Annotated in this window: 25 protein-coding genes; 23 read left to right on the top strand and 2 right to left on the bottom strand. The window is 33.0% G+C overall.

All coding sequences use genetic code 11. The features are described from left to right. The 3 genes from RD055328_RS01345 to lrgB all read left to right on the top strand — a co-directional run bounded on the left by RD055328_RS01345 (position 1) and on the right by lrgB (position 1,964). Positions 1-702, top strand: coding sequence for a LytTR family DNA-binding domain-containing protein (locus tag RD055328_RS01345; RefSeq protein ID WP_244087029.1), 702 nt, complete (start codon positions 1-3; stop codon positions 700-702). Between the two features lie 123 nt (positions 703-825). Continuing rightward, positions 826-1,239, top strand: a complete 414-nt coding sequence (locus RD055328_RS01340) for a CidA/LrgA family protein (protein ID WP_244087028.1) — start codon at positions 826-828, stop codon at positions 1,237-1,239. Continuing rightward, a complete protein-coding gene (lrgB, locus tag RD055328_RS01335) occupies positions 1,239-1,964 on the top strand; it encodes an antiholin-like protein LrgB (RefSeq protein ID WP_244087027.1) in 726 nt (241 codons plus the stop codon). Before RD055328_RS01340 ends, lrgB begins: the two co-directional genes overlap by 1 nt. A 19-nt stretch (positions 1,965-1,983) precedes the next feature. Here lrgB and helD read toward each other — a convergent pair whose 3' ends face one another. Then, on the bottom strand, positions 1,984-4,248 hold the full coding sequence (helD, locus tag RD055328_RS01330) for an RNA polymerase recycling motor HelD (protein ID WP_244087026.1): 2,265 nt from the start codon (positions 4,246-4,248) through the stop codon (positions 1,984-1,986). A 300-nt stretch (positions 4,249-4,548) separates the two neighbouring features. Here helD and trpS point away from each other — a divergent pair, with 300 nt between their 5' ends. The 8 genes from trpS (at position 4,549) to RD055328_RS01290 (ending at position 11,380) form a co-directional block, all read left to right on the top strand. Further along, positions 4,549-5,562: a tryptophan--tRNA ligase gene (gene trpS, locus RD055328_RS01325; protein WP_244087025.1), complete on the top strand. Its 1,014-nt coding sequence runs from the start codon at positions 4,549-4,551 to the stop codon at positions 5,560-5,562. Between the two features lie 142 nt (positions 5,563-5,704). Further along, entirely contained in the window at positions 5,705-6,163 is a 459-nt protein-coding gene (locus RD055328_RS01320) for a MarR family winged helix-turn-helix transcriptional regulator (protein WP_244087024.1), read from the top strand. Next, positions 6,156-7,616 carry an MDR family MFS transporter gene (locus RD055328_RS01315; protein ID WP_244087023.1) on the top strand — a complete coding sequence of 487 codons (1,461 nt, stop codon included), beginning with the start codon at positions 6,156-6,158 and terminating at the stop codon, positions 7,614-7,616. Before RD055328_RS01320 ends, RD055328_RS01315 begins: the two co-directional genes overlap by 8 nt. A gap of 1 nt (position 7,617) precedes the next feature. Next, positions 7,618-8,340 (top strand): DUF4811 domain-containing protein, encoded by a 723-nt coding sequence (locus RD055328_RS01310; protein WP_244087022.1) that lies wholly within the window; start codon positions 7,618-7,620, stop codon positions 8,338-8,340. A gap of 85 nt (positions 8,341-8,425) precedes the next feature. After that, positions 8,426-9,073 (top strand): ATP-binding cassette domain-containing protein, encoded by a 648-nt coding sequence (locus tag RD055328_RS01305; protein WP_244087021.1) that lies wholly within the window; start codon positions 8,426-8,428, stop codon positions 9,071-9,073. Next, a complete protein-coding gene (locus RD055328_RS01300) occupies positions 9,073-9,834 on the top strand; it encodes an ABC transporter permease (RefSeq protein ID WP_244087020.1) in 762 nt (253 codons plus the stop codon). The genes RD055328_RS01305 and RD055328_RS01300 overlap by 1 nt, the downstream gene beginning before the upstream one ends. A gap of 24 nt (positions 9,835-9,858) precedes the next feature. Then, a complete protein-coding gene (locus tag RD055328_RS01295) occupies positions 9,859-10,728 on the top strand; it encodes a hypothetical protein (protein WP_244087019.1) in 870 nt (289 codons plus the stop codon). A gap of 61 nt (positions 10,729-10,789) precedes the next feature. Next, positions 10,790-11,380: a hypothetical protein gene (locus RD055328_RS01290; protein WP_244087018.1), complete on the top strand. Its 591-nt coding sequence runs from the start codon at positions 10,790-10,792 to the stop codon at positions 11,378-11,380. A 42-nt stretch (positions 11,381-11,422) separates the two neighbouring features. Here the strand turns inward: RD055328_RS01290 and RD055328_RS01285 are convergent, their stop codons facing one another. Then, the gene (locus RD055328_RS01285; RefSeq protein WP_244087017.1) at positions 11,423-12,319 is read right to left on the bottom strand and encodes a DegV family protein; all 897 of its coding nucleotides are present in this window, start codon (positions 12,317-12,319) and stop codon (positions 11,423-11,425) included. Positions 12,320-12,419: 100 nt separating this feature from the next. On the opposite strand from RD055328_RS01285, the gene RD055328_RS01280 reads away from it, so the two are divergent. The 12 genes from RD055328_RS01280 (at position 12,420) to RD055328_RS01225 (ending at position 24,139) form a co-directional block, all read left to right on the top strand. After that, positions 12,420-13,355: a hypothetical protein gene (locus tag RD055328_RS01280; protein ID WP_244087016.1), complete on the top strand. Its 936-nt coding sequence runs from the start codon at positions 12,420-12,422 to the stop codon at positions 13,353-13,355. Positions 13,356-13,365: 10 nt separating this feature from the next. Continuing rightward, positions 13,366-14,058, top strand: coding sequence for an NAD-dependent protein deacylase (locus RD055328_RS01275; protein ID WP_244087015.1), 693 nt, complete (start codon positions 13,366-13,368; stop codon positions 14,056-14,058). Between the two features lie 7 nt (positions 14,059-14,065). Beyond that, on the top strand, positions 14,066-14,887 hold the full coding sequence (locus RD055328_RS01270) for a DUF72 domain-containing protein (RefSeq protein ID WP_244087014.1): 822 nt from the start codon (positions 14,066-14,068) through the stop codon (positions 14,885-14,887). Positions 14,888-14,988: 101 nt separating this feature from the next. After that, positions 14,989-16,995 carry a methionine--tRNA ligase gene (metG, locus tag RD055328_RS01265; RefSeq protein WP_244087013.1) on the top strand — a complete coding sequence of 669 codons (2,007 nt, stop codon included), beginning with the start codon at positions 14,989-14,991 and terminating at the stop codon, positions 16,993-16,995. Between the two features lies 1 nt (position 16,996). Then, positions 16,997-17,773 carry a TatD family hydrolase gene (locus RD055328_RS01260; protein WP_244087012.1) on the top strand — a complete coding sequence of 259 codons (777 nt, stop codon included), beginning with the start codon at positions 16,997-16,999 and terminating at the stop codon, positions 17,771-17,773. Then, positions 17,766-18,314, top strand: a complete 549-nt coding sequence (gene rnmV, locus RD055328_RS01255) for a ribonuclease M5 (RefSeq protein ID WP_244087011.1) — start codon at positions 17,766-17,768, stop codon at positions 18,312-18,314. Before RD055328_RS01260 ends, rnmV begins: the two co-directional genes overlap by 8 nt. Then, positions 18,314-19,189 carry a 16S rRNA (adenine(1518)-N(6)/adenine(1519)-N(6))-dimethyltransferase RsmA gene (gene rsmA / locus RD055328_RS01250; protein ID WP_244087010.1) on the top strand — a complete coding sequence of 292 codons (876 nt, stop codon included), beginning with the start codon at positions 18,314-18,316 and terminating at the stop codon, positions 19,187-19,189. Before rnmV ends, rsmA begins: the two co-directional genes overlap by 1 nt. A 60-nt stretch (positions 19,190-19,249) precedes the next feature. Further along, complete coding sequence (locus RD055328_RS01245; RefSeq protein ID WP_244087009.1) at positions 19,250-19,519, top strand: Veg family protein; 270 nt, start codon at positions 19,250-19,252, stop codon at positions 19,517-19,519. A 234-nt stretch (positions 19,520-19,753) separates the two neighbouring features. Further along, a complete protein-coding gene (locus RD055328_RS01240) occupies positions 19,754-21,304 on the top strand; it encodes a PTS transporter subunit EIIC (RefSeq protein ID WP_244087008.1) in 1,551 nt (516 codons plus the stop codon). 113 nt (positions 21,305-21,417) lie between these two features. Further along, positions 21,418-22,752 (top strand): 6-phospho-alpha-glucosidase, encoded by a 1,335-nt coding sequence (locus RD055328_RS01235; RefSeq protein ID WP_244087007.1) that lies wholly within the window; start codon positions 21,418-21,420, stop codon positions 22,750-22,752. Between the two features lie 101 nt (positions 22,753-22,853). Continuing rightward, positions 22,854-23,633, top strand: a complete 780-nt coding sequence (locus RD055328_RS01230) for a MurR/RpiR family transcriptional regulator (RefSeq protein ID WP_244087006.1) — start codon at positions 22,854-22,856, stop codon at positions 23,631-23,633. 14 nt (positions 23,634-23,647) lie between these two features. Further along, positions 23,648-24,139 carry a PTS glucose transporter subunit IIA gene (locus RD055328_RS01225; protein ID WP_279593876.1) on the top strand — a complete coding sequence of 164 codons (492 nt, stop codon included), beginning with the start codon at positions 23,648-23,650 and terminating at the stop codon, positions 24,137-24,139. Positions 24,140-24,224 lie beyond the last annotated feature (85 nt).

Genomic DNA, 24,224 nt, shown 5'->3' with positions numbered 1-24,224 from the left:
ATGCAAATATTAGTAGTTGATGATGAACCGCTAGCTCGTGAAGAGCTGCAGTTTTTATTGAACAAGAATAAGTTAGTTAATAATGTTGCTGAAGTAGATAATATCGATGATGCTTATACAATGATTGAAAAAAATAATTATGATGTAATTTTTTTGGATATTGAATTAGGCGAAAAAAATGGTTTTACTTTGGCGGATAAAATTAATTCTATATCTAAACGACCACAGATTATTTTTGCTACGGCATATAATCAATACGCATTGAATGCTTTTGAAGTGAATGCAATTGACTATGTGTTGAAACCTTTTGACGAGAAGAGAATCAATCAGTCGCTAGAGAAGGTCAATCTTCTCATTAACAAACATCAGGTAAATAATAATCGTATTGCGATAACTAATGATGATAAAACAACAGTTCTAAAAAAAGAAAACATTATTTACGTTTCTGTTGATAGTGGAGTCTTAAATGTAGTTACTGCAGATGGGACCTTTACAACTAAGCAAACTTTGGTTCATTTCATGGAATCATTAGGTTCAAATAAGTTCATGCAAGTTTATCGAAGCTTCGTAATTAATGTTGATGAAGTCGTAATGACTGAACCAAGTTTTAATAGTACTTATCAATTAACAATGAGTAATGGGGACAAGATTCCGGTAGCGAGAACTTATGTCAATGATATGCGAGAAGCATTAGGTATGTAAGCGGATGCATTTTAACTATGAATATATGTAGTTCACATTCTGATAATGGTATTTAACCTCAAAAACACTCAAAAATGAGTGTTTTTTTCTATACTAAAAGTATAGAAAAAGGGGGATTTCAGAATGAATAAAGAAAAACAAACTCAATCAGCTCCTGTGCTTATTCAGGCGGGAATTTATGCCACAGTATTATTTGTATCAAGTATTATTTCCGCACTTATTCCAGAAAGTTTTCCGGCACCAACTCCGGTTATCGGATTAATAATTTTGTATTTACTTTTGACTTTCAAAATAATTAAGGTTGAATGGGTAGATGATTTTGGAGCTTTCATGATTAGTATTATTGGATTTTTATTCGTGCCATCTGGTGTATCTTTAGCCGGAAGTCTCGATATTATGAAAGCACAAGGTGTACAGATTGTTGTTGTTGTAATTATATCAACAGTAATTATGTTAGTTGTGACTACTTACATTGCTTGGTTATTAATTAAAATTCGCAATAAATCAGAAAAAAATAACAAGGGGGTAAGCAAATAATGACAGAAGTATTAAGCCAACCATTTTTTGGAATTTGTTTATCAATCTTAGTTTTTTTACTGGGACAATATTTATTTAAAAAGACAAAAGGTTTCTTTTTATTCCAACCATTGTTCTTTGGAATGGTAGTAGGAATACTTGCTTTGATAGCTTTAGCCAGTGCTATTCACATGCCAGTTACAAAGGTCTACACAGATTTTTATAAACCAGGTGGAGATATTATCTTCTGGTTCTTGAACCCAGCTACAATTGCCTTTGCTGTACCATTGTACAAACGTAATGATATTGTTAAGAAATATTGGTTTGAAATATTCTTATCATTACTAATAGGAATGGTCGTTTCATTGATATTAATCGTATTAGTTTCAAACCTTCTAGGATTAGATCGTTCTGCAACACTTGCAATGATGCCACAAGCAGCAACAACTGCGATTGCTCTTCCAATATCTACTGCAATTGGTGGTAATGCAGCAATTACAGCTATGACAGTAATACTTAATGCCGTTATTATTTATGCTTTAGGTGATTACTTAATCAAACTATTCAAGTTAGACAAATCAGAAATTGGTTTAGGATTAGGACTAGGAACTGCTGGACATACAATTGGTTCTGCTAAAGCCTTAGAATTAGGTGAAATACAAGGATCAATGGCTTCAATTTCCGTTATTGTTATCGGAATAATTGTTGATATTGTTGTTCCAATCTTTGCCAGATTAATAGGATAAGAAAAAAGACTAGCATCGGCTAGTCTTTTTTATATAGTGTGGAATCAATTTTTTGAATAATTGGAGAAACGTCTCCCACACTAGTAACTACTAAATCGTGCATTGCACGTGTGAAAATAGTGTAAACGATATCTTCTTCATGACTATCTGGATAGTTTTCCTGGGAAATATTATCAGCGATAACTGCATCAAACTCTAATCCCTTAGCTAAATAAATCGGCAATACTAATAATCCTGGTTTTAATGAACGATTTTGATTACTAATTAGATTAATTTCTATTTTTAATTTTAAGTTGTCAAAGATAGTTTGAGCTTGTTCGGCAGTTTTTGTAAGGATTGCCACAGTATCGTTATGCTTAGTTAATTCAACGAATAATCGTGGAATATCTGTAAGGTAATTGTCATTTGAATCGTAGTTAATAATGTGTGGAATATTGCCGTCTCGGCTAAATGTTTTTATGAGATCTCCATGTGGAAGGACAGCCTTGGCAAAGTTTGTGATAGGAGCAGAAGATCGATAACTTTGGTTGAGCGTTATTAGCTGACATTTTTTATCAGAGAATAACTCTTGTAAATTCATTAAACGATCATCGTTAGTGTAAGTTGTAGAAAAAATATCTTGAGCAAAATCTCCGAGTAAAGTGAATTTAGCACTTGGAAATGAGAAGTTCAAATATTTAAAGACCGTCAAAGGATAGTCTTGCATTTCATCTACAAACAGATGTTGAATGCTGTAGTTCTTGCCGGTACCAGTCACAAGATCTCTAATTAGTAAGACGAGAACTGAATCACTCAAACGAATTTTGTGATATTCAATACTATCCTGAATGGAAGCGACCATTTCGGACCATGAATTATTATCAATGTGTTCAGTTGAATTAGAGTTTAAGAAATCATGATAGGCTTTATATGGATCCCAAAAGAAATCATTAAATAGTCCATTGTAGATTGAACGATAGCGCTCTTTTAAGAATTTTTGTGATAAGAATTCGCGTTGTTTTTCAAAATCTTCAATATTATTATCTTTGAGTAATTGTTGAAATGTTAAGTCATCCAGATTATCGAGTTCATCTTGGACCCATTCTTCATTAGCATCAGTTTTGATTCGTTGCTTCAATTCTTTAATTAAGTAATTCTTAGTTTTTAAGAATCGATATGATAATGGTAAGCGAGAATTGGACGTATTGAATACTTCTTTGATATGTTGGCTACTAAAGAAGATTTCGCCTTCGAAATAAACATCTTCAAATGATAATGCTAAATCATTATGGCTGAAGTATTCAATGACTTTATCGAAGAATTTTCCACTTTCTTTGTACTGACGAATTAGTTTGGTGGCAGTAGGTAGATTATGTAAATCACGCTCGAAACGCTCAAATAATGATTCAACTTTAATACCATATAAACGACGAGATAAGAAGTCATCTAGTGTAACTTGACGCATGTTTTGTTCACCCAAACTAGGTAAGACCTGTGAGATATAATTACTAAACAATTTGTTAGGTGAGAAGAGAATCATATTATCAGAATTTAATTTACTACGACTGTGATATAGCAAATATGCAACACGTTGTAAGATGGCAGAAGTTTTACCTGAGCCGGCAGCTCCTTGCACCATAAGAATATCTGAACTTGTATCACGAATTATAGTGTTTTGCTCTTGTTGAATAGTGGCCACAATATTTCTCATGTAGTCACTACTCTTATTGCCCAAAGCGTTTTGCAAGATTTCATCGCCAACAGTTTCGTTAGTATCGAACATATTCTTGATTTTTCCATCAGCAATATTGAATTGGCGTTTAAGTTTTAAATCAACAGTTTTACTAGTTTCATCAGGTAGTTCATAAGTAACTTGTCCTAACGTTCCGTTGTAATAAAGACTGGAAATAGGAGCGCGCCAGTCATGAACAAGAAAGTTATTATGATCATCTTGTAAAGTACTAGTACCAATATAATAACTAGTTTGTGTGGCGTCAGTCACATCAATACGGCCAAAATAAGGCGAACCTTTTAGGTTTTGTAATTGTTTATTTTTGGTGTTCAAAATAGTTTCGTTTTCGATAGCCATGGATACCAAAGTTTTTTGTTGTTGTACAGAAGCGTTAGTTTCCATTTGGTCATCGACTTCTAAAGTATTAACACGAGTGTTAGCACCATAAGATGTTTCGATTTCTTTAGTTCGTTGCTTAGCTTGTGTCATTTTATCAGACGTATCAGTCAGTTGTTGTTCAATGATTTTTTCGACTTTGTCGACACGTTGTTGTTCTTCTTGTTTTGCAGTCATATAGTTCCTCTTATTGACAAAGTTTTTGAATGTCGATATATTAGTTAGAATAGTATAGTAGTTTTATAGTACTAATTCAATTAATAGTCACAGAGAGTGAGCGGAATTCTGAAATGTTCACCGTTAATGAATTGGGAATTGGATATAGGTTGCCCCTTTATAGCTAATTGAGTGGTAGAAATAATTTCTGCAAAATATGGTGGCACCGCGATTAATCGTCCTATTGTGAATACAATTGGGCGATTTTTTAATTCGCTAGGATTCATTATATTTATAAATAAAGAAAAAGAGGTATAAGTCATGACAAAAAAAACTGTTTTAACAGGAGATCGTCCTACAGGTAAATTACATATCGGTCATTATATCGGTTCATTGAAGAATCGTGTGAAAATGCAAGACTCTGGTGATTATGATATCAACGTCATGATTGCGGATATGCAAGCACTTACTGATAATGCGCGTAATCCCGAAAAAATTCGTAATAGTCTTGTAGAAGTAGCTCTAGACTATTTGGCAGTAGGATTAGATCCCAATAAGTCGACTATTTTTGTTCAATCACAAATTCCAGCACTTAATGAGTTAACAATGTATTACTTAGATCTTGTGAGTGTTGCTAGACTTGAAAGAAATCCCACTGTAAAAGCTGAAATCAAACAAAAAGAATTCGGACAAAGCATTCCTTCAGGATTTTTGATTTATCCAGTAAGCCAAGCTGCTGATATTACAGCATTCAAGGCTGACACTGTTCCTGTAGGTGATGATCAAGAACCAATGATTGAACAAACACGTGAAATTGTACGATCATTTAACCACACATATGACGTAGATGTATTAGTTGAACCAGAAGGAGTATTCCCACCTAAAGGACAAGGAAGACTTCCAGGACTTGATGGTAATGCTAAGATGAGTAAATCATTAGGTAACTGTATTTATCTATCAGATTCAGAAGACGAAGTACAAAGAAAAGTTATGTCAATGTACACAGATCCTAATCACATACGTGTTGAAGATCCGGGTCAAATTGAAGGTAATACTGTTTTCACTTACCTAGACGTATTTGCTAAAGACAAGTCAGAAGTCGATGTCCTAAAAGCACAATATCAAGCTGGTGGACTAGGTGACGTGAAAGTTAAACGTTATCTCAATGAAGTTCTACAAGCAGAATTAGGACCAATAAGAAAACGCCGTGAAGAATTCGCCAAAGATATTCCTGCTGTTTATGACATGCTAAAAGCCGGAAGTCAAAAGGCTAACGTTGTTGCCAATCAAACTCTTGATGAAGTAAGAAAAGCCATCGGAGTGAATTATTTCTAAAGAATTTTAATGAAGACTGAACTTTTAAGTTCAGTCTTTTTTTATGGAAAACATAATACTTGAAAATTTCAAGTATTACTCTTGATTTTTTCAAGAGTAAAGAATAGAATGAATAAAGTTTTTAAAAAAGGAGGTAATACATTTGGAAATAGGTCCAAAATTATTCTTTTTAGCCAGACAAAAGGGAACTTTTTTAAAGCAAATTGCTAAAGATGAAGGTTTTAAGATTATTGAAGTCGCTATTATGTTTGCTAGTGAGCATCATCCTGGAGTTAGTCAAGAAGAAATTAGAGACAAAGCTTCATTTGATGAAGCAAGCATTGCTCGTTCTTTAAAAAGTTTAGAAGATCGAAACTTGATAATTAGAAAAGTTAATCCAGAAAACAAACGGTTGAAAAAAGTTTTTCTAACTAAGCAAGGATTTGAAATTACAGCTAGTTTTAAAAAAGTTTTGAACTTTTGGGATGATGAATTGTTATCTTCTTTAACAATGAGCGAACGTGAAAATTTGGGAGAAATCTTAGATAAAGCAATTATTGAACCTGAAAGACTTGAACCAGATTCGATGTTGTCTAAATGGAAGGAACAAAGTAATGAATAATACGGATATAAATGGTAAGCATTATAATCGTTCATTAATGGTAGCAGTGCTATTGATAGGTTCATTTTGTACGGTGTTGAACCAAACAATTCTATCAACAGCTTTTCCAACATTAATGAATGAGTTTGATGTTTCAACTTCAACTATTCAGTGGTTGACTACTGGATTTATGTTAGTGAACGGGGTAATGATCCCTGTTAGTGCATGGTTGATTACAAGATTTAAAACAAAATTATTATATTTATCAGCAATGATCACATTCTTAATAGGAACAATCGTGTGTTTTGTCGCTACTAATTTTCCTGTGATGTTAACTGGACGTTTGATTCAAGCTTTAGGAGTTGGGTTATCAATGCCTTTACTACAAACAATTATGTTAACAATATTCCCTGCTAGTCAAAGAGGTACTGCTATGGGAATGGCCGGTATTGTTATTGGTGTTGCCCCAGCAATTGGTCCTACATTATCAGGTTGGGTAATTGATAACTTGTCATGGCGTGACTTGTTTGGAATGATTATTCCAATCGTTATAATAGTTATTATTATGTCGTTATTCTTCATGAAGAACGTAATTGAGACGACTAAGAACAAGTTAGATGTGCTTTCATTTGTTATGTCGACTGCGGGATTTGGGGCTTTATTATATGGATTCTCAACAGTTGGAGACAAAGGTTGGTCATCACTACAAGTAATTGTTCCAATTATTGCCGGGATTATCTTTATTGTGATGTTTGGTTATCGTCAACTTCATTTGGATAAACCATTCTTAGAGTTGAGAGTTTTCAAACAATCAGAGTTTGCGATTGCTGCTGCATTGTCATCTGTTACAAATATGGCAATGGTTGGTGTAGAAATGATCTTGCCAATGTACTTGCAGATTGTTAAAGGATTATCAGCATTTCATTCTGGACTAGCATTACTTGCAGGTGCTGTAATGATGGCGATTATGAGTCCTATTACTGGACGTGCTTTTGATAAATATGGTGTTAAGAGATTGGCAACTACCGGTATGTTGTTACTAACTATCGGTACGATTCCATTCTTTTATCTAACTAAAGATTCATCAACACTTTATTTAACAGTTCTATATGCTGTTCGAATGTTTGGTATCTCAATGGTTATGATGCCTGTTACGACTTCAGGAATGAACTCATTACCTAATAACTTAATAAGTCACGGTACTGCTGTAAATAACACAACAAGACAAGTCTTCTCATCAATGGGAACAGCGGTGTTGATTAGTGTGCTATCTAATGTAACTAACAAATCAATGCCTGCAAAACATCTATTAAAAGAAATGCCACTTGTATATAAAGATAGTGTTATTAATGCCACTCTAACCGGATATCATGCAGCATTTTTAGTGGCTGCTTTATTCTGTGTGACAGCCGTAGTATTAACGTTCTTTCTTAAAAGTAAAAAAAATGACACAACAGTAAAGGGGGCTAACTAATATGATTATTTTTACATTAATAATTTTAGTATTATTAACCTTCATTGTTACGGTCTATGTTAATAATAAAACACTTAGTAACATCTTGAGTGTGATTTTCTTTTCTTTAACAATCGGGAATATTATGTTGATTGTAATGAATGATTACAACCATTTAGGAATGAAAACTGTAACCGAAGAAAAGACCATTGATATTGTTTCTGCTACACCTAACAAAGGTATGAATATGCTTTTGTATCAACAAATTGGTACAAAGGGTAAAGAAAACGTTTATATCTATAGAACAGATAAGAATCAGAAGAAACCAAGTCATACGAAGGCAGAATCATATGTTTCAAATAAGGTTGTTACAGATAGTAATGAAGTTAAGTTAGTTCGCGAATCTAAGTATCGTGTATATAAATCTGACTTTATGAAATTTATGTTTGGAATTTCTGGTAATGATCATCAAATAGTATCTAGAAAAAATACATTTCATATAAATAAAGATTGGCTAGTTCTATCGACTAAGCAAGCAAAAGCTCTACAAAAGAAGATGAAAGACAAGACATATCAAGCAACATTAAAGACTGAAGGAGCATCATACGTTCAAAAAGTTGTTATGGCAGCAATGGAACAAAATCCAACTATGGATGAAGCTCAACAAAAACGTATAACAGAAGATGCTACCAAACAATTCCAAATGATGAAGATGGAAGAGTTAATAAAAAATATTAAAAAATAAGAAGTCGGATTATTCCGGCTTTTTTGCTATTTAGAATACTTCTAAATTATGGTAAATTTATTAAATCAAGTAAGGGGGAGAAAAAATGACAGAAGTTATTAAACTAATTGATGTAAATTATCAAAATAATGGTAAAGAAATATTGAGTAATATCAATCTTACGGTTAATCAGGGTGACTACTTAACTTTTTCTGGACCTTCAGGTTCAGGTAAAAGTACAATCATGAAATTGATTGCTAACATGATTAATCCAACAACTGGAGATGTTGAGTATCTTGGTAAAAATGTAGATAGTTATGAACCAACAAAGTATCGGCAGCAGGTCTCATATTGTTTCCAACAACCTACATTATTCGGTGAAACAGTTCGTGATAATCTCGAGTTTCCATTCAAAGTTAGAAATGAAAGTATTAATGACGAACAAATGATTGAACGTATGGAAATGGCAAACTTAAGTCCAGATATGTTGGAACAAAAAGTTATCGACTTATCAGGAGGACAACGCCAACGTGTTGCACTACTTAGGAACCTGATGTTCTTACCTGAGGTCTTAATCTTAGATGAAGTAACAACAGGATTAGACAAAGAAAATAAAGATATTATTCATAATTTAGTTAATCATTTGAATAAGAAACATGAAATCACAGTATTGGCTATTACACATGATCAAGAAGAAATTGATAATTCAAAAAAAATGATTCAAGTGATTGATGGAAAGATAGGTGGACAATAATGCAAAATTTAGCGGTTAGTAATACATCATTAGCACTATCATTTGTACTAGTTTTAGTAGCGTTATATTTCGGCTATAAGGAACAATTAGGAATAGATAAAGATATTATTATTGGAATTGTGCGAGCAATCATTCAATTATTCACAGTAGGTTATTTGTTGAAATATATTATCCGAACAAATAATATTATTTTAACAACGACAATGATTATTATAATTGTAACTAACGCCGCTTGGAATGCTAAGAAGCGTGGACAGGGAATACCTGATTTGTTTTGGATTTCTCTTTTAGCAATTGTTTCAAGTACAGGAGTAACAATTGGAGTATTAGTAGCTTCAGGATCTATTAAGTTTATACCTCAACAAATGGTTCCGATATCAGGAATGGTTGCTAGTAATTCAATGGTAGCAATTGGCCTTTGTTACCGTAATATGAAGTCGAACTTTAAAGATCGTCATCAACAAGTTCTAGAAAAGTTAGCATTAGGAGCAAATATTAAATTGGCTTCAATGGATATTTTGAGAGATAGCATTAAGACAGGGATGTCACCAACAATCGATTCAGCTAAGACTGTCGGATTAGTTAGTTTGCCAGGTATGATGTCAGGATTGATATTCGCAGGAGTCGACCCGGTCAAAGCGATTAAGTATCAAATAATGGTAACTTTCATGTTGCTATCAGCAACTAGTATCGCATCAGTAATATCATGTTACTTAGCTTACAAGAAGTTCTATAATGATCAGAGTCAACTAGTCTTATAATAATTAAGAAGGTTAGGTGAAGTCATGGGTGAAAGAATTGGCATTATTGAGCTAGGCTCCAATTCTATTCGTACAGCAGAATTTGAAATTACAGGGCAGACATTTACGGAAATATCATTAAATCGGGTAGCTGAAAGACTGCTTAATTCAGATAATTATATTGAACAAGTAACAACAAATAGTGTGATTAAGATTATTAATAATTTTATTACGCAGTTAGATGATGATGTTGAAATACATGCTATTGCAACAGCGGCAGTTCGCAATGTTAATAATCAACAAGAGTTCATTGCTGAAGTTTTGCAAAACACGGGAATTAAAATTGAGATTATTTCACCTAAAAAAGAAGCTTACTATGATTATTTAGCTGTTAACTATAAGCTCGGATTAAAAGATGTTTTGATAGCTGATATTGGTGGTGGATCCACAGAGATAATTACGGTTGTTGATGGTGAATTAACAAACGCTATTAGTATTAATAGAGGCGGTGTTAATATTACTAATGATTTCTTTAGTGATATTCCAGTTGCTATAAGTGAGCAACAAGCAGCTGACGACCAATTACAAAAACAGCTACAAGAATTAACTTGGTTGAGTAATTTTAATCAGCCAATGGTATTGTTAGGTGGTTCCTCAATTGTATTATTCAAAATGTTAAAATCTAATGATTTTGTACAAACGAGTGAAGTACAAAAAGAGATTATTGAATTACGGAAAATGAATATCTCAGAACTTCAAAATTTATCTGAGATTCCTGCAGGAATTGTCGATATTATTAATGGTGGCATGACAATGATAGAAAATATCATCAAGATTGCTACTCCACCAAAGATGACAACAATCAAAGCTAGTGTCCGTGAAGGATATTTGATAGAAAAAATAAAGAACGCATAACATTATTAATATTATGCGTTCTTTTGGTATACAATATGTAAATATTTAAGGAGAACTGTTGATGGCAAAGAAAAAATATTTAGCAGTATTACAAGTAGCTATGAATCGAAAGAATGAAGAATTAAATAAATTACAAAAACGTATCTTGAAACCTTTAATCTTTTTTGGAATGTTGTTAATTATAGTTAAGATAGTTTTGAAAGCAAACGATATCTACTTAATTTCGACAAGCATAACACTAACTAAATTAACAACCGTTGATTACATACTTGCACTACTTGCTGTAATGTCTGTTGTTTTTTTAATAGTTAATTTAATATTAAAAAATAATTATTTGTTTTATATTAGTTCTTTCTTCTTGTCTATCTTCACTTTATTATTTGGAATATCAGGAATGTTCAATAATTCTTCATATCTATGTTATGGATTAGATTCGCCACTTCATGATTACTTATTACCAATAGTCCCCACAGTTCCTTCTGATATTTTGCAACTAGGATGGTCATTAAGGTATTTAGAATATTATGGATTGACCATCATAGGCGGCTGTTTTGTTTTGTCATTGTTTGCTTATCTATTAACTTTTTATATTACGCCTCTACTAACATTAATAATGACATGGCGGTTTAATCGACAAGAGCGAAAAAACTAAAAAAGACCACTTCAATTGAAGTGGTCTTTTAGTATAATTTCGTTATTTATTATATGATTCTGCTAATTCTTCCCAATCTTGAGCCCAAATAATACAAATAGCTCCTTGTCCGGTATGAACGCCAACAACAGGTCCAATGATACTTGTGTCGACAATCATTTTTGGAAAGTCTTCTTTAAATGTGCTTTCCCATTCGGTACTCTTTTTAGCATCATGCGCATCAATGATAGTTCCTCGCACTGTATAATCGACATCTTTGATTTGTTCAGCGACGTCTTGCTGCACTCGTTTGAATGCCTTGATATAAGTACGTTCTTTTTCGATTACTGATAATTCACCAGTACCCGAAGCTTTCACATCCATGGCAATGATTGGCTTAATATTAAGTAGTCCACCAACAAAACTTGCTGCGTTACTTAGACGTCCAGTTCTAGCTAGATGTTTTAAATCGTCAACAACTAAGCGGATATGGGTAGTTTCTTTGATTTTGGCCAAAGCTTCAAAGATGGTATCGCTATTGTGTCCATCTCTCACCATTTTAGCTGCTAATAATGCCATGTTTGCTAATCCTGCACAAGTCACATGGGCATCAAAGACTTGAAACTTAATATCTGTTCTTTGTTCAGCATAAGTTGTAGCATTATTGACGAATGAACTAATACCACTAGAAATAAAAATACCAATAATTTCGTCAAATCCAGCTGCTTTAAGTTCATCTATTTTTGCTTCTAATGAACCTAGCGATGGGGTTGACGTTGTTGGCAACTCTTTTTGTGTTGATAAACGTTCATAAAATTGATTGAATGACAAATCAACGATATCGCGATATTCTTTTTCATTCCAAATAATTGGGATTGAAAGCATCTCAATATTGTTATCTTTTGCTTGTTGTTTTGATAGATAAGAAGAACTATCTGTTAAGATTGCTATTTTTGACATATTTTCACCTTCTTCGTACAAAGTATTAGTTTACCCCATAAACGTTAAAAAAAATATAGTTCCAATGATATAATTTGCATAGAAAACGAATAAGGACTTAATGATGAAAAAAATAAATAACGATACATTGAATGAAAAGACACAAAAATTAATTAGTGAAATAGAAGAATTAACTGATAAAAAAATTGTGATAGAAACAGATACTGAACAAACAACTTCATATATTGACTTGAGTCATTCTGAACATGTAGTTGAAGATGACCAGATAGTTATTACCATTACAAATTCTCCGAATGTTGAATATATGATTATTCACGAGTTATTTCATATCAAATTAGACTTCAGTGATTTCACAAAAATGTCCGTCAATTTGTATGGGAATGATGCCAACTTCAATCAACAAAGCCAAATAACAGCTAGTTCATTAAAAGGTATAGTTGATCATAGAATGATCGCATATTGGGAACAAGAGGGTGGATTTAGAACTGAGAGCATCCAAAAATCTCTTAATGCAGGAACAATTGAGATGTTAGCGGCTGAAGGAACAGAAGCTGAAGATAGCGAATTAGTTTTGTATCGAACTTTAGTTATGTTAGATAACTTCAATGAAGAAACAATCGGAGGATATGAACAACCATCTACAATCGCTCAGAAGCTAAATGATGTGATTCAAGACGTTACTAATAAGAATCAGCACTATTCAGCATTAGTGAGATTGTTCTTTGAATTTGATAATAATATCAAGATTCTCGGATATATTGATTTATTACATACTCAATTAATTACATTGACACCGATATTTAGTGAACGACAATTACGATTAACAGTTAATCAGGTAATTGAGATTGTCCATACTGATTTAATAACGAGAGATAATATTCATCCTTTTGTGTTAGAGATGAAGAGTAGTCATCAGAATTCTGGATTCATTGAAATAAGTAATAAGAATCAAAATCCAGATTTTTTCAAAGAGTTATATCAAACTAATTTAGCTGATTTTCTAGCTGAATATAATATAGATTACTTAATCCGATAGGAGGATTGTTATGGATTTACAAACAGAAATAAATAATGCTAAGTATGTAGTATTTATGACTGGGGCAGGTGTTTCAACACCTTCTGGAATTCCTGATTATCGTTCTAAGAATGGATTGTATACGAGTAGTGAAGAATTAACGCCTGAATATATCTTGAGTCACGATAACTTAGTCAATAATCCAGACGGTTTTTATGACTTTGTTATAAAAAATATGTATTTCCCAGATGCTATACCTAATGTAATTCATGAGAAAATGGTTGAAATAACAAATCAAAAAGGAATGGTAATCACACAAAATGTTGATTGCTTACATTCAAAGGCAGGGACAAAAAATCTTGTAGAATTTCACGGTAATTTATATGATATTCATTGCAAAAAATGTGGTGAAGAAGTGGATTATCATGAATATCTTACAGATTATCATCACAAAAAAGATGGTGGTCTTCTTCGCAGTAGTACAGTTTTATACGGAGAGAATATAAGTCCACGAGCATTGAAAGAATCGGTAGAAGCAATTACTAAAGCGGATTTGATTGTAATTGTTGGGACTAGTTTTAAGGTATATCCGTTTGCTAACTTACTACAGTATCGAACAACCGATACTAAGGTTATTGCCATTAATAAAGAAGATATTGAACCTGAAGATGGTGTCGAGATGATTGTTTCTGATGCTGTTGATATTTTTTCAAAATTGAAATAGGTGAATTATGATCAAAGTTGGTTTAACAAATTGGGCAAAGCATCCTGATTTGTTGGATAAGAAAAATATTGGGTTAGCTGATTATGAAAAATTTTATGCTTGCGTTGAAGTTGATAGTTTCTTTTATGGGATTAAAGACGCAAGTGTAGTGAAGAAGTGGCACGATCAAGTAGATGACGATTTTGAATTTGTTATAAAAGCCAGTAAAGAAATCACAAGGCAATCGGAAGTTTCAAATGATACGGTCAAAAAAGAATGTACGAAGTTGATAGAATCTTTGAAGCCAATGAAACATAAGTTGACTGGAGTTTTATTACAATTTCCTGCTTTCTTTGAAGTTGATAAAGAAAACATAATTCACTTACGCAATGTTTTTGAGTACTTAAAACAACTACCATTAATTGTTGAATTTCGTCATCAAAGTTGGTACGAAGAGGCTTACTACAAACGAACAGTTAATCTCATGAGAGAATACAATGTGACTTTAGCGATGATTGATGAACCACAAGTAGGAAGTGGAGCAGTACCATTTGATATTGCTATTACAAACAATCGTTTAGCCTTTTTTAGATTTCATGGAAGAAACACAATTGGTTGGAAGACACCTACAGGTTTTGAAAGTGGTGCAAGAACTAATTATTGCTATTCAACAAATGAACTAGAAGAATTAGCTCAATCGGTAAAAGAAGTATCAAAAAAAGTCCAAAACACTATTGTTATTTTTAACAATAATGGAGGACTAGATGCCAATAAAAATGCTGTCGAATTCCAGAAGATTCTTGGATTAGAATTTAAAACTAAACCTAGTGAACAAATCTCATTATTATAGGAAGTACAGCATTTTAACCAAGTATTGAATATGCTATAATTTACAAATAATAAACGTACTAAGGTCGAGAATTACTCTCGACCTTTTATTGAGGAGCGACTATGACAAATAATAAAACTTTTTACGTGACTACACCGATTTATTATCCATCTGGAAAATTAACTATTGGTAATTCATATACCACAATAGCAGCAGATACTTTGGCACGTTATAAACGTAACCAAGGATTTGATGTGTTCTTTTTGACAGGAACAGATGAACATGGACTAAAAATCGAGCAAAAAGCGGCTGAAAAGAACATGTCACCTCAAGAATATGTTGATATGATGGCAACAGATATCAAGAAATTGTGGAAGACTCTTGAAATATCAAATGACAAATTCATTCGAACTACAGATGAAGAACATGTTGCTGCAGTTCAAAAGATTGTTCAACGTTTGATTGATCAAGGGGATGTTTACTTAGGTGAATATTCAGGATGGTACTCAGTTTCAGATGAAGAATACTTCACAGAATCACAATTAGCTGAAGTATATCGTGACGATAATAACAAGATGATAGGTGGAAAAGCTCCATCAGGACATGAAGTAGAGTTAGTAACTGAACCTACTTATTTCTTTAAGATGAGTAAATACGCAGATCGTCTACTTAAGTACTATCAAGATAATCCAAAATTCATTCAACCAGAATCACGTATGAATGAAATGATTAATAACTTCATTAAGCCTGGTCTTGAAGACTTAGCAATGACTCGTACAAGTTTTTCTTGGGGTGTTCAAGTGCCAAGTGATCCTAAGCATGTTGTTTATGTTTGGATTGATGCTTTGCTTAACTATATAACAGCGCTTGGTTACACAAGTGATAATGATGAACTATTCCAGAAATATTGGCCTGCTAATGTTCAATTAGTAGGTAAAGAGATTGTCCGTTTCCATACAATCTATTGGCCAATCGTCTTGATGGCTCTTGACTTACCATTGCCAAAACAAGTCTTTGGACATGGATGGCTTGTTATGAAAGACGGTAAGATGAGTAAGTCTAAGGGTAATGTTGTATATCCAGAAATGATCGTTGAAAGATATGGATTAGATGCTCTTCGTTACTACTTGATGCGAGTTATGCCATTTGGTAATGATGGTAAATTCACACCAGAAGACTTCATTGAAAAAATCAATTATGATCTAGCTAACGATCTTGGTAATTTGTTGAACAGAACAATTACTATGATTAATAAATATGATAATGGTGAAATACTATCGGTTGCTAACAAAACAGACTTTGATCAAGATTTAGTAGACACAGCAAATGAAACAATTGTTGAATATCACAAGCAGATGGATGATTTACAATTCTCTAATGCTCTTGATGCTATTTGGAAATTAATTGCACGTGCTAACAAATATATTGATGAAACAGAACCTTGGATTCTTGCTAAAGATGAAGCTAACAAAGATACACTATCTTCAGTTCTAGGACACCTAGTTGAGACATTACGTCTTGTTGGATTAATGATTTCACCAGTAATGACACAAACACCAGCTAAGATGTTTAGCCAATTAGGATTAGATATCGATAAGGATAATGAATTATCATTTGGTGATAGTGTTGTTGGGAAGAAAGTTATTGAAAAAGGCCAACCAATTTTCCCACGTTTAGATTTGAAAGAAGAAGTAGAATATATTAAGAACAAGATGGCTCAAGACCAAGCAAAATCTGGTGGAGCTAAGATTAGTAAATCGGCTGCTAAGAAGAGCAAGAACGTAAGTGAAAAACCAAATTCAGAAATTGAATTTGATGATTTTGCCAAAGTAAAAATGATAACTGTTCAAATTAAAGAAGTAGCAAAAGTCCAAAAAGCTGATAAGTTACTTAAATTCCAACTAGATGATGGAAGTGGACAAACAAGACAAATTGTTTCAGGAATTGCTGAATACTATCCTGAGTTTGAAAAATTAGTTGGTAAAAAAGTAGTTGCAGTTGTGAACTTGAAACCAAGAAAAATTCGCGGTGAAGTAAGTAACGGAATGTTATTATCTTCAGAAAAAGATGATCAAGTACAATTAATAATCGTTGATGATTCTCATGCTAACGGAGCAGAAGTAGGTTAAGATGAAACTTTTTGATTCACACACACATCTGAATGATGAGCCATTTGCAGATGATATTGCTGGTTACAATATGAATGCTAAGGAATTAGATGTAATTAAGATTGCTAATGTCGGTTCAGATTATAATTTGAATGACAAAGCATTAAAATTAGCCACTGATTATCCTAATATGTATGCCATTATCGGTTGGCATCCAGAATCAGCAGATCAATATGATGACAAGGCTGAACAATATCTATTGGATAATCTGAATAATGAAAAAGCAGTCGCAATTGGTGAAATTGGACTAGATTATCATTGGGAAGATGCGCCAAGTAGAGACATTCAAAAAAAGACGTTCATAGCGCAATTGAAGCTCGCTAATAAGTTGGGTGTTCCTGTTTCAATTCACTGTCGTGATGCTTATGAAGATGCCTACGAAATCTTTTGTCAGATAGATTTATCAAATACAAAAGTCATCATGCATAGTTTTAATGGTGATGTTAAGTGGTTGCACAAATTCTTAGAATTAGGATTTTATATTTCTTATAGTGGGGTTGTTTCATTTAAGAATGCCAAAGAAGTTCATGAATCAGCTGCAATTACACCATTAGACAAGATGCTTTTAGAAACTGATGCGCCTTACTTAACTCCAGTTCCTTATCGAGGAGCTCAGAATCAACCGGCTTATACGAGATATGTATTAGAAGCAATTGCTAAACTTCGTGATGAACCGATTGATGAAATTGCTAACCAAACCTACAAAAATACTTGTGAGATTTTTAATATAAATGGATGAAATTAATGAAGTAATCGTTGTTGAAGGTAAGTCTGACACAACGCATTTAAGAAGTTTTTTCAAAAATATTGATACTATCGAGACCAAAGGATCGGCTATTGATCAACCAGTTATTGACCAGATAAAAGTGGCGGTTGCTAAACGTGGTGCGATAGTATTAACTGATCCAGATTTCAATGGGAATAAGATTCGGCAAAAAATTGTCGATCAAGTTCCAGAAATCAAGCAGGCATTTTTACCTCGTGCTCAAGCAGTGCCAAGGAAGTCGGGCAATAGTCTGGGCGTTGAGCATGCCACTAAAAATGATATTGAAGAAGCATTAATGAATGTTGTTACACCTAAAGAATTAAAAGAAGAAGTTACACAGGCAGAATTAATGAACTTGAAACTAATAGGATATCCAGAATCTAAGAAGTTACGTGAATTAGTAGGAGATCGACTTCATATTGGTTATGGAAACTCCAAACAGTTTTTGAAAAAAGTTAATCAGTTTAGTATCACCATCGAAGAATTAACTCAAGCAATTCAACAGGAGAAATAATGGAAGAAAGTCAATTAAGCATTGCTAATCCAATTAGAACTAATGCTATTATCAAAAAATTCAATCTGAGAGCTAAGAAACAATTAGGCCAAAACTTCTTAACTAATGAACAGGCAATACAAGGAATTGTTGATGCGGCTGAATTAGGACAAGCAGATACAGTTATTGAAATTGGACCAGGAATCGGTTCTCTAACTGAAAAATTAGCTCAAAATGCAGGACAAGTATATGCATTTGAAATTGATGATTCATTAATTCCAGTTCTAGCGGATACATTATTTCCTTATAATAATGTTGAAGTTATTAATGAAGACATTTTATCTGTTGATTTAGATAATTTCGTTAAAGAAAAAAACATCACTGGACCTATTAAGGTGGTTGCTAATCTACCATATTACATCACCACTCCGATCTTATTGCAGTTATTAGATGATGATATAAACTTTGATAAAATGGTTTTAATGATGCAAAAAGAAGTTGCAGAGAGAATTAATGCTACTCCAGGACATCGTGAGTTTGGTTCGCTAACTATAACTGTTCAAAGTAGAATGGATGCAGAAATTTCTCTAATTATTGATAAGAAATCATTCTTCCCACAACCTAAAGTTGATTCGGCAGTTGTGACCTTAAGTAAGATGGATAATAACAAATATGAAATTGATGACTTCGCAAAATTTAATAAATTTATTCGAGCTTGCTTTGCACAAAAGCGAAAAAGCTTATGGAATAACTTGTTGAATATGCTAGGAAGAACTGATGAGATGAAACAAAAAATCACGTCAGTTTTTGAAGAATTAAATATTAGTAGTAATGCACGCGCGGAACAATTATCGATTACAACTCTCAAGTCGTTATTCGATTTGTTAGGCAAATAACTAGTATCTTGATAAAAACTTAATAATATGATAATATATTTGTCAGGGAGTTGATAATATATGCCAACATCACTAGCAAACATCAAGGAGCGCCTTGATAATCATATTGGAGAGAACCTGACTGTTGTAGCACAAGCAGGCAGAAAGAAAGTAACACGCCGTAAGGGGAAACTTTCTGAAACATTTCATTCAGTTTTCGTTGTTGAATTAGATCAAGACGAAAATTCATTTGAAAGAGTTTCATATAGTTATGCGGATTTACTAACTAAATCAATTGACATCACTTTTGAAGGTGAAGAGATTGAAGCAGAAGTTGCCGTAAACGAATAATAAGTAAAGCTTATCTATATCAAATATAGATAAGCTTTTTTGTTTGCCAAAATTAACAATGGAGATACTGAGTTTAGTAATAAATACTTATATATCTTTCGAATTTATTTGAACGGGTTTCAAGGTGTGAAACCTATATCCAAACTACGGATTTTACATTGTAAGCGCTTGTATAACTATATATATTGATTATGTGTTAGAAATAAAAGTCACATTACATAAAGGAGTTTATTGATGAAAGATGCAATGCAAAAATTCTCGAGATCGGCCATAGTTGCAATTAAGTTTATGGCAGTTATGGGATTGTTTTTAGCGATTGCCGTTATAATGCAGATGGATGTCATGCCATCTTTTATTCGAAGTTTTGGGCTTCTAATGAAGAATATGATGGATATAATGTTAAATAATTTAGCAATTATTTTTTGTATTTCTATCACAGCTTCACTAGCCAAGAAAAATAAAGTCGAAGCTGCTGTATTATCGGTAATTGTTTTTTTGATGTTCTTAGCAGCCAATAATGCATGGTTAGCTTCTCAGAATATGTTAGCTAAGCCTGGAGTGCAAGGGTTGTTTGGAACTGGTCAAAATACTGTCTTAGGAATACAAGTTGTTGATATGAACGTATTTCTAGGGATGATATTGGGCCCTATTACTGCTTACATATTTAATAAATTTGGAGATAAGAAATTTATTGATATGTTAAGTATTTATGGAGGCCCCAGATTTGCTTTTATTGTTATGATTCCAGTAACTCTCATATTGGCCGTTCTTATGTGTTATATATGGCCATTTGTAAATCACGCAATTAATTCCACATCTAGCTTTATTATAGCTACTGGAGCCATAGGGGTATTTCTGTATGGATTTGGTAATAGATTTCTTATCCCAACAGGACTGCATCATCTTTTATGGATGCCTTTTGGATTCACCGCCGTTGGAGGTACAGCAGAAATTGGTGGGAAAATTTATACAGGGGCAATAAATATATTTTATGCAGAAATGGCTAATGCCGGATCAATAACTACTTTGGATCCATCAATAAGGTTTGCCTTTTTTGGATTTGCAAAAGTGTTTGCCTGTATTCCGATTGCATTAGCACTGATTCACTGCGCTAATAAAAATAAGCGAAAGGAAGTTGAAGGCCTTGTTCTTCCTGGTGCATTTGTTGGTACAGTTGCTGGTATTACAGAACCTTTAGATTTTACATTCCTTTTTGCCTCTCCGCTTTTATGGTTTGTCCACAGTATTCTCGCAGGATTTTCTGAAGCAATGCTATGGCAACTAGGAATTAGAACTTTTGTTAAAGATGGTATTTTAGATACTTTTGTATCTAACTCAGTGATTAATCCAGCAGTATCAAAAATATTCCTCTTCATCCTATTCGGGCTTATTATGTCAGTTGTATGGTACTTCGTTTTTGTATTCTTAATAAAAAAATTCAATCTACAGACTCCTGGTAGAGAAGAAATCGTTGCTACAAGTAACGACGGGGCAGAAATTAATACTAGCCCAAATATTGGAGATAACAGTTCTGTATCAGAAAATAAGGATATCCAATATATCATTGATGGATTAGGTGGACCAGATAATATCGATACGGTTGCAAATTGTTTTACGCGGTTACGTGTAGATGTAAAAGATTTAGCAATGGTTAATGAAGAGCTCATCAAGAAAAACTCGCTTGAAAAAGGGGTGGTTTATAGTGGTAAAAATGTACAAATAATTATAGGGATGACAGTACAAAGTGTTAAGGAAAAGGTTTGTGACAATTTAGGCATTGAATAAGTTTCAATCGTTGAAACCTTGGTCCGTAAGACTGATATTCTATTGAATAAGATTTTATTGGAATTAAAGTATGAGTGTAAACAAGTATAAATAATTGGAAAGAGGAAATTAATATGTTAGAAAAACAATCTGTAGTTATTGCTGGTGGCGGAAGTACATATACAGCCGGAATCATTATGATGCTTATTAATAATCAAGATAAGTTCCCGCTACGCAAATTAAAATTGTACGATAATGATTTTGAAAGACAAAAAATTGTTGCGGATGCTTGTGATATTATTATTAAAGAAAGAGCACCTCAAATAGAATTTATTGCTTCAACAGATCCTGAAGAAGCTTTCACGGATGTAGATTTTGTTATGGCACATATTCGCCAAGGTGGATTGCCAATGCGTGAAAAGGATGAAAAAATACCGTTGAAGTTTGGAGTATTAGGCCAAGAAACTTGTGGACCTGGTGGAATTGCATATGGTATGCGCTCAATAACGGGAGTAATCGAATTAATAGATTACATGCAAAAATACTCACCAAACGCATGGATGCTAAATTATTCAAACCCAGCTTCAATAGTTGCTGAAGCAACTAGAGTATTACGTCCTGACGCAAAGATTATTAATATTTGTGACATGCCTGTTGCAATTAAACAAGCAATGGCTGATATTGTAGGACTTAAGAGCGGAAATGAAATTGTAGATAGATATTATGGACTAAACCATTTTGGTTGGTGGACAGAGGTTCGTGATAAAGAAGGCAATGACTTAATGCCAAAATTAAAAGAACATGTTTCTAAACATGGATATGCTCCAGATGTAAGCGTTGATAATCCAATGTTAGCTGAGGCGTCATGGATGGACACTTACCAAAAAGCTAGAGATGTATATGCTGTTGATCCAGACACATTGCCAAATACTTATCTTAAGTATTATATGTATCCTGACTATGTTACAAAACATTCAGATCCCAACCATACAAGAGCTAATGAAGTTATGGAAAATCGTGAAAAAAATATATTTGCTGAATGTAAACGTATTGTTAGTCAACAAACAGCTAAGGATACAAACATTGAAGCTGGAGAACACGCTGAGTTTATCGTTCAATTAGCTGGAGCTCTTGCATTCAACACTCACGAGCGCATGCTATTGATTGTTAAAAATGAAGGTGCAATTGCAAATGTTGATCCTAATGCGATGGTTGAAGTTCCATGTATTGTAAGTAAAAGAGGATATGAACCTTTATCGATGGGAAATGTTCCTCACCTACAAAAAGGAATGATAGAACAACAAGTTTCTGTTGAAAAATTGGTTGTAGAAGCATACATTGAAAAGTCATATACAAAATTATGGCAAGCATTGACGTTATCAAAAACAGTTCCAAGTGCTTCAGTGGCTAAAGAAATATTAAATGCGCTGATAGAAGCAAATAAAGAATATTGGCCTGAGTTAAAATAAACCTTATTTATTGATTTTTTAATTGAAAAGCAAGTATATAGTACTCATAATAAAGAGGGGTGATTTTTATCATCTCTTTTTATTTGAAGGTGGGTATAGATTTGAAATTAGAAGAATTAATAAATATTCATTACAAGGATTTTAGTGAAACGGATACTTATATTTATTCATTTTTAAACGCTCATAAAAAAGAAATGGATTCTTATAGTATTAAAGAATTTGCGAAAAAAAGTCTTTCCTCAAAGTCTTCTGTTATTCGCTTTTCTCAAAAACTTGGATTTACGGGATTCAGTGAATTGAAGTCTTTTGTAAAGTGGGAACAAGAAAAGAAGAACCAAGTGAATTTTAATTATTCATTCCAGAAGCAAGTAATTGAGGATGCCTCGGAAACAATCGAGTATTTAAGAAACAAGAATTTTTTGAAAGTATATGAAAAACTTGATGACGCAAATAATATATATATATTCTCAACGGGGACAACTCAACGAATGCAAGCTAAAGAATTTCAAAGATTATTAATGTTGATAGGAATAGATTCTAGAATAGTTCACGGTAATGTAAAAATTGCTGAATTTAAACGAATGCATGAAATGATGACGGATAAAGATATGGCGTTTATACTATCATTATCTGGAGAAAGCATAGATTTGGAAGAAGTGGTAAGTGCCATAAAAAGGAAACGGAGCAGTCTAATATCAATAACTAATTATAAAAATAACTGGTTGTCTGAAAATTGCGATTATAATTTATATGCTGTTAGTTCTAGAAGCTCAATGTCTGATGACTGGTGGATAAGAACCACATCTACTTTTTTTGTTTTAATAGAAAACTTTATTTTTGGATATAAAGATTATTTGATAAAGAATAAAAAAAGAAAGTGAGAGATCTTTTAATTATGTTTAAGTTTTTTAGTAAAAAAGAAGAATTTATCACAAATTTTTATGCTGTGAGTAGTGGTAAGTTAATAGATATAACTGAAGTTAATGATGATGTTTTTTCTCAGAAGATGTTGGGTGATGGATTTGCCATTCTTCCAGAAGAGGAAGATGTTTTTTCACCCATTGATGGAACGATATCCGCGATATTTCCGACTAAACATGCGATAAGTATTGAAGATGACAAATCTGGGGTTGAAATATTATTACATATGGGAATAGATACTGTTGAATTAGAGGGGGACCCTTTTGAAATATTTGTAAAACCAGGCGATAAGGTATTACATAGTGACAAAATTGCGCAAATGAATTTGGAAAAAGTTAATGAGGCAAATAAACTTACGGATATTATTGTTGCAATTCCAAACGAAAATGATTGGAGTTTTAAGCTAACAAGTCCAAAAGAAAAAATATTTGCAAATAACGTAGTTGGTAAGATTAGCAAAAATTAATGAAAAGAAAAACTTCACTTAATGTGAAGTTTTTTTATTTTTACTATTGATGACGATCAACATAATGGATCATTTTCTCCTTGTT

It is taken from the genome of Companilactobacillus sp. RD055328 (assembly GCF_022835675.1).
Taxonomy (GTDB): Bacteria; Bacillota; Bacilli; order Lactobacillales; family Lactobacillaceae; genus BQUT01.
Note: the sequence above shows the minus strand (reverse complement) of the source record. Positions and strands in the feature narration are given on the sequence as shown.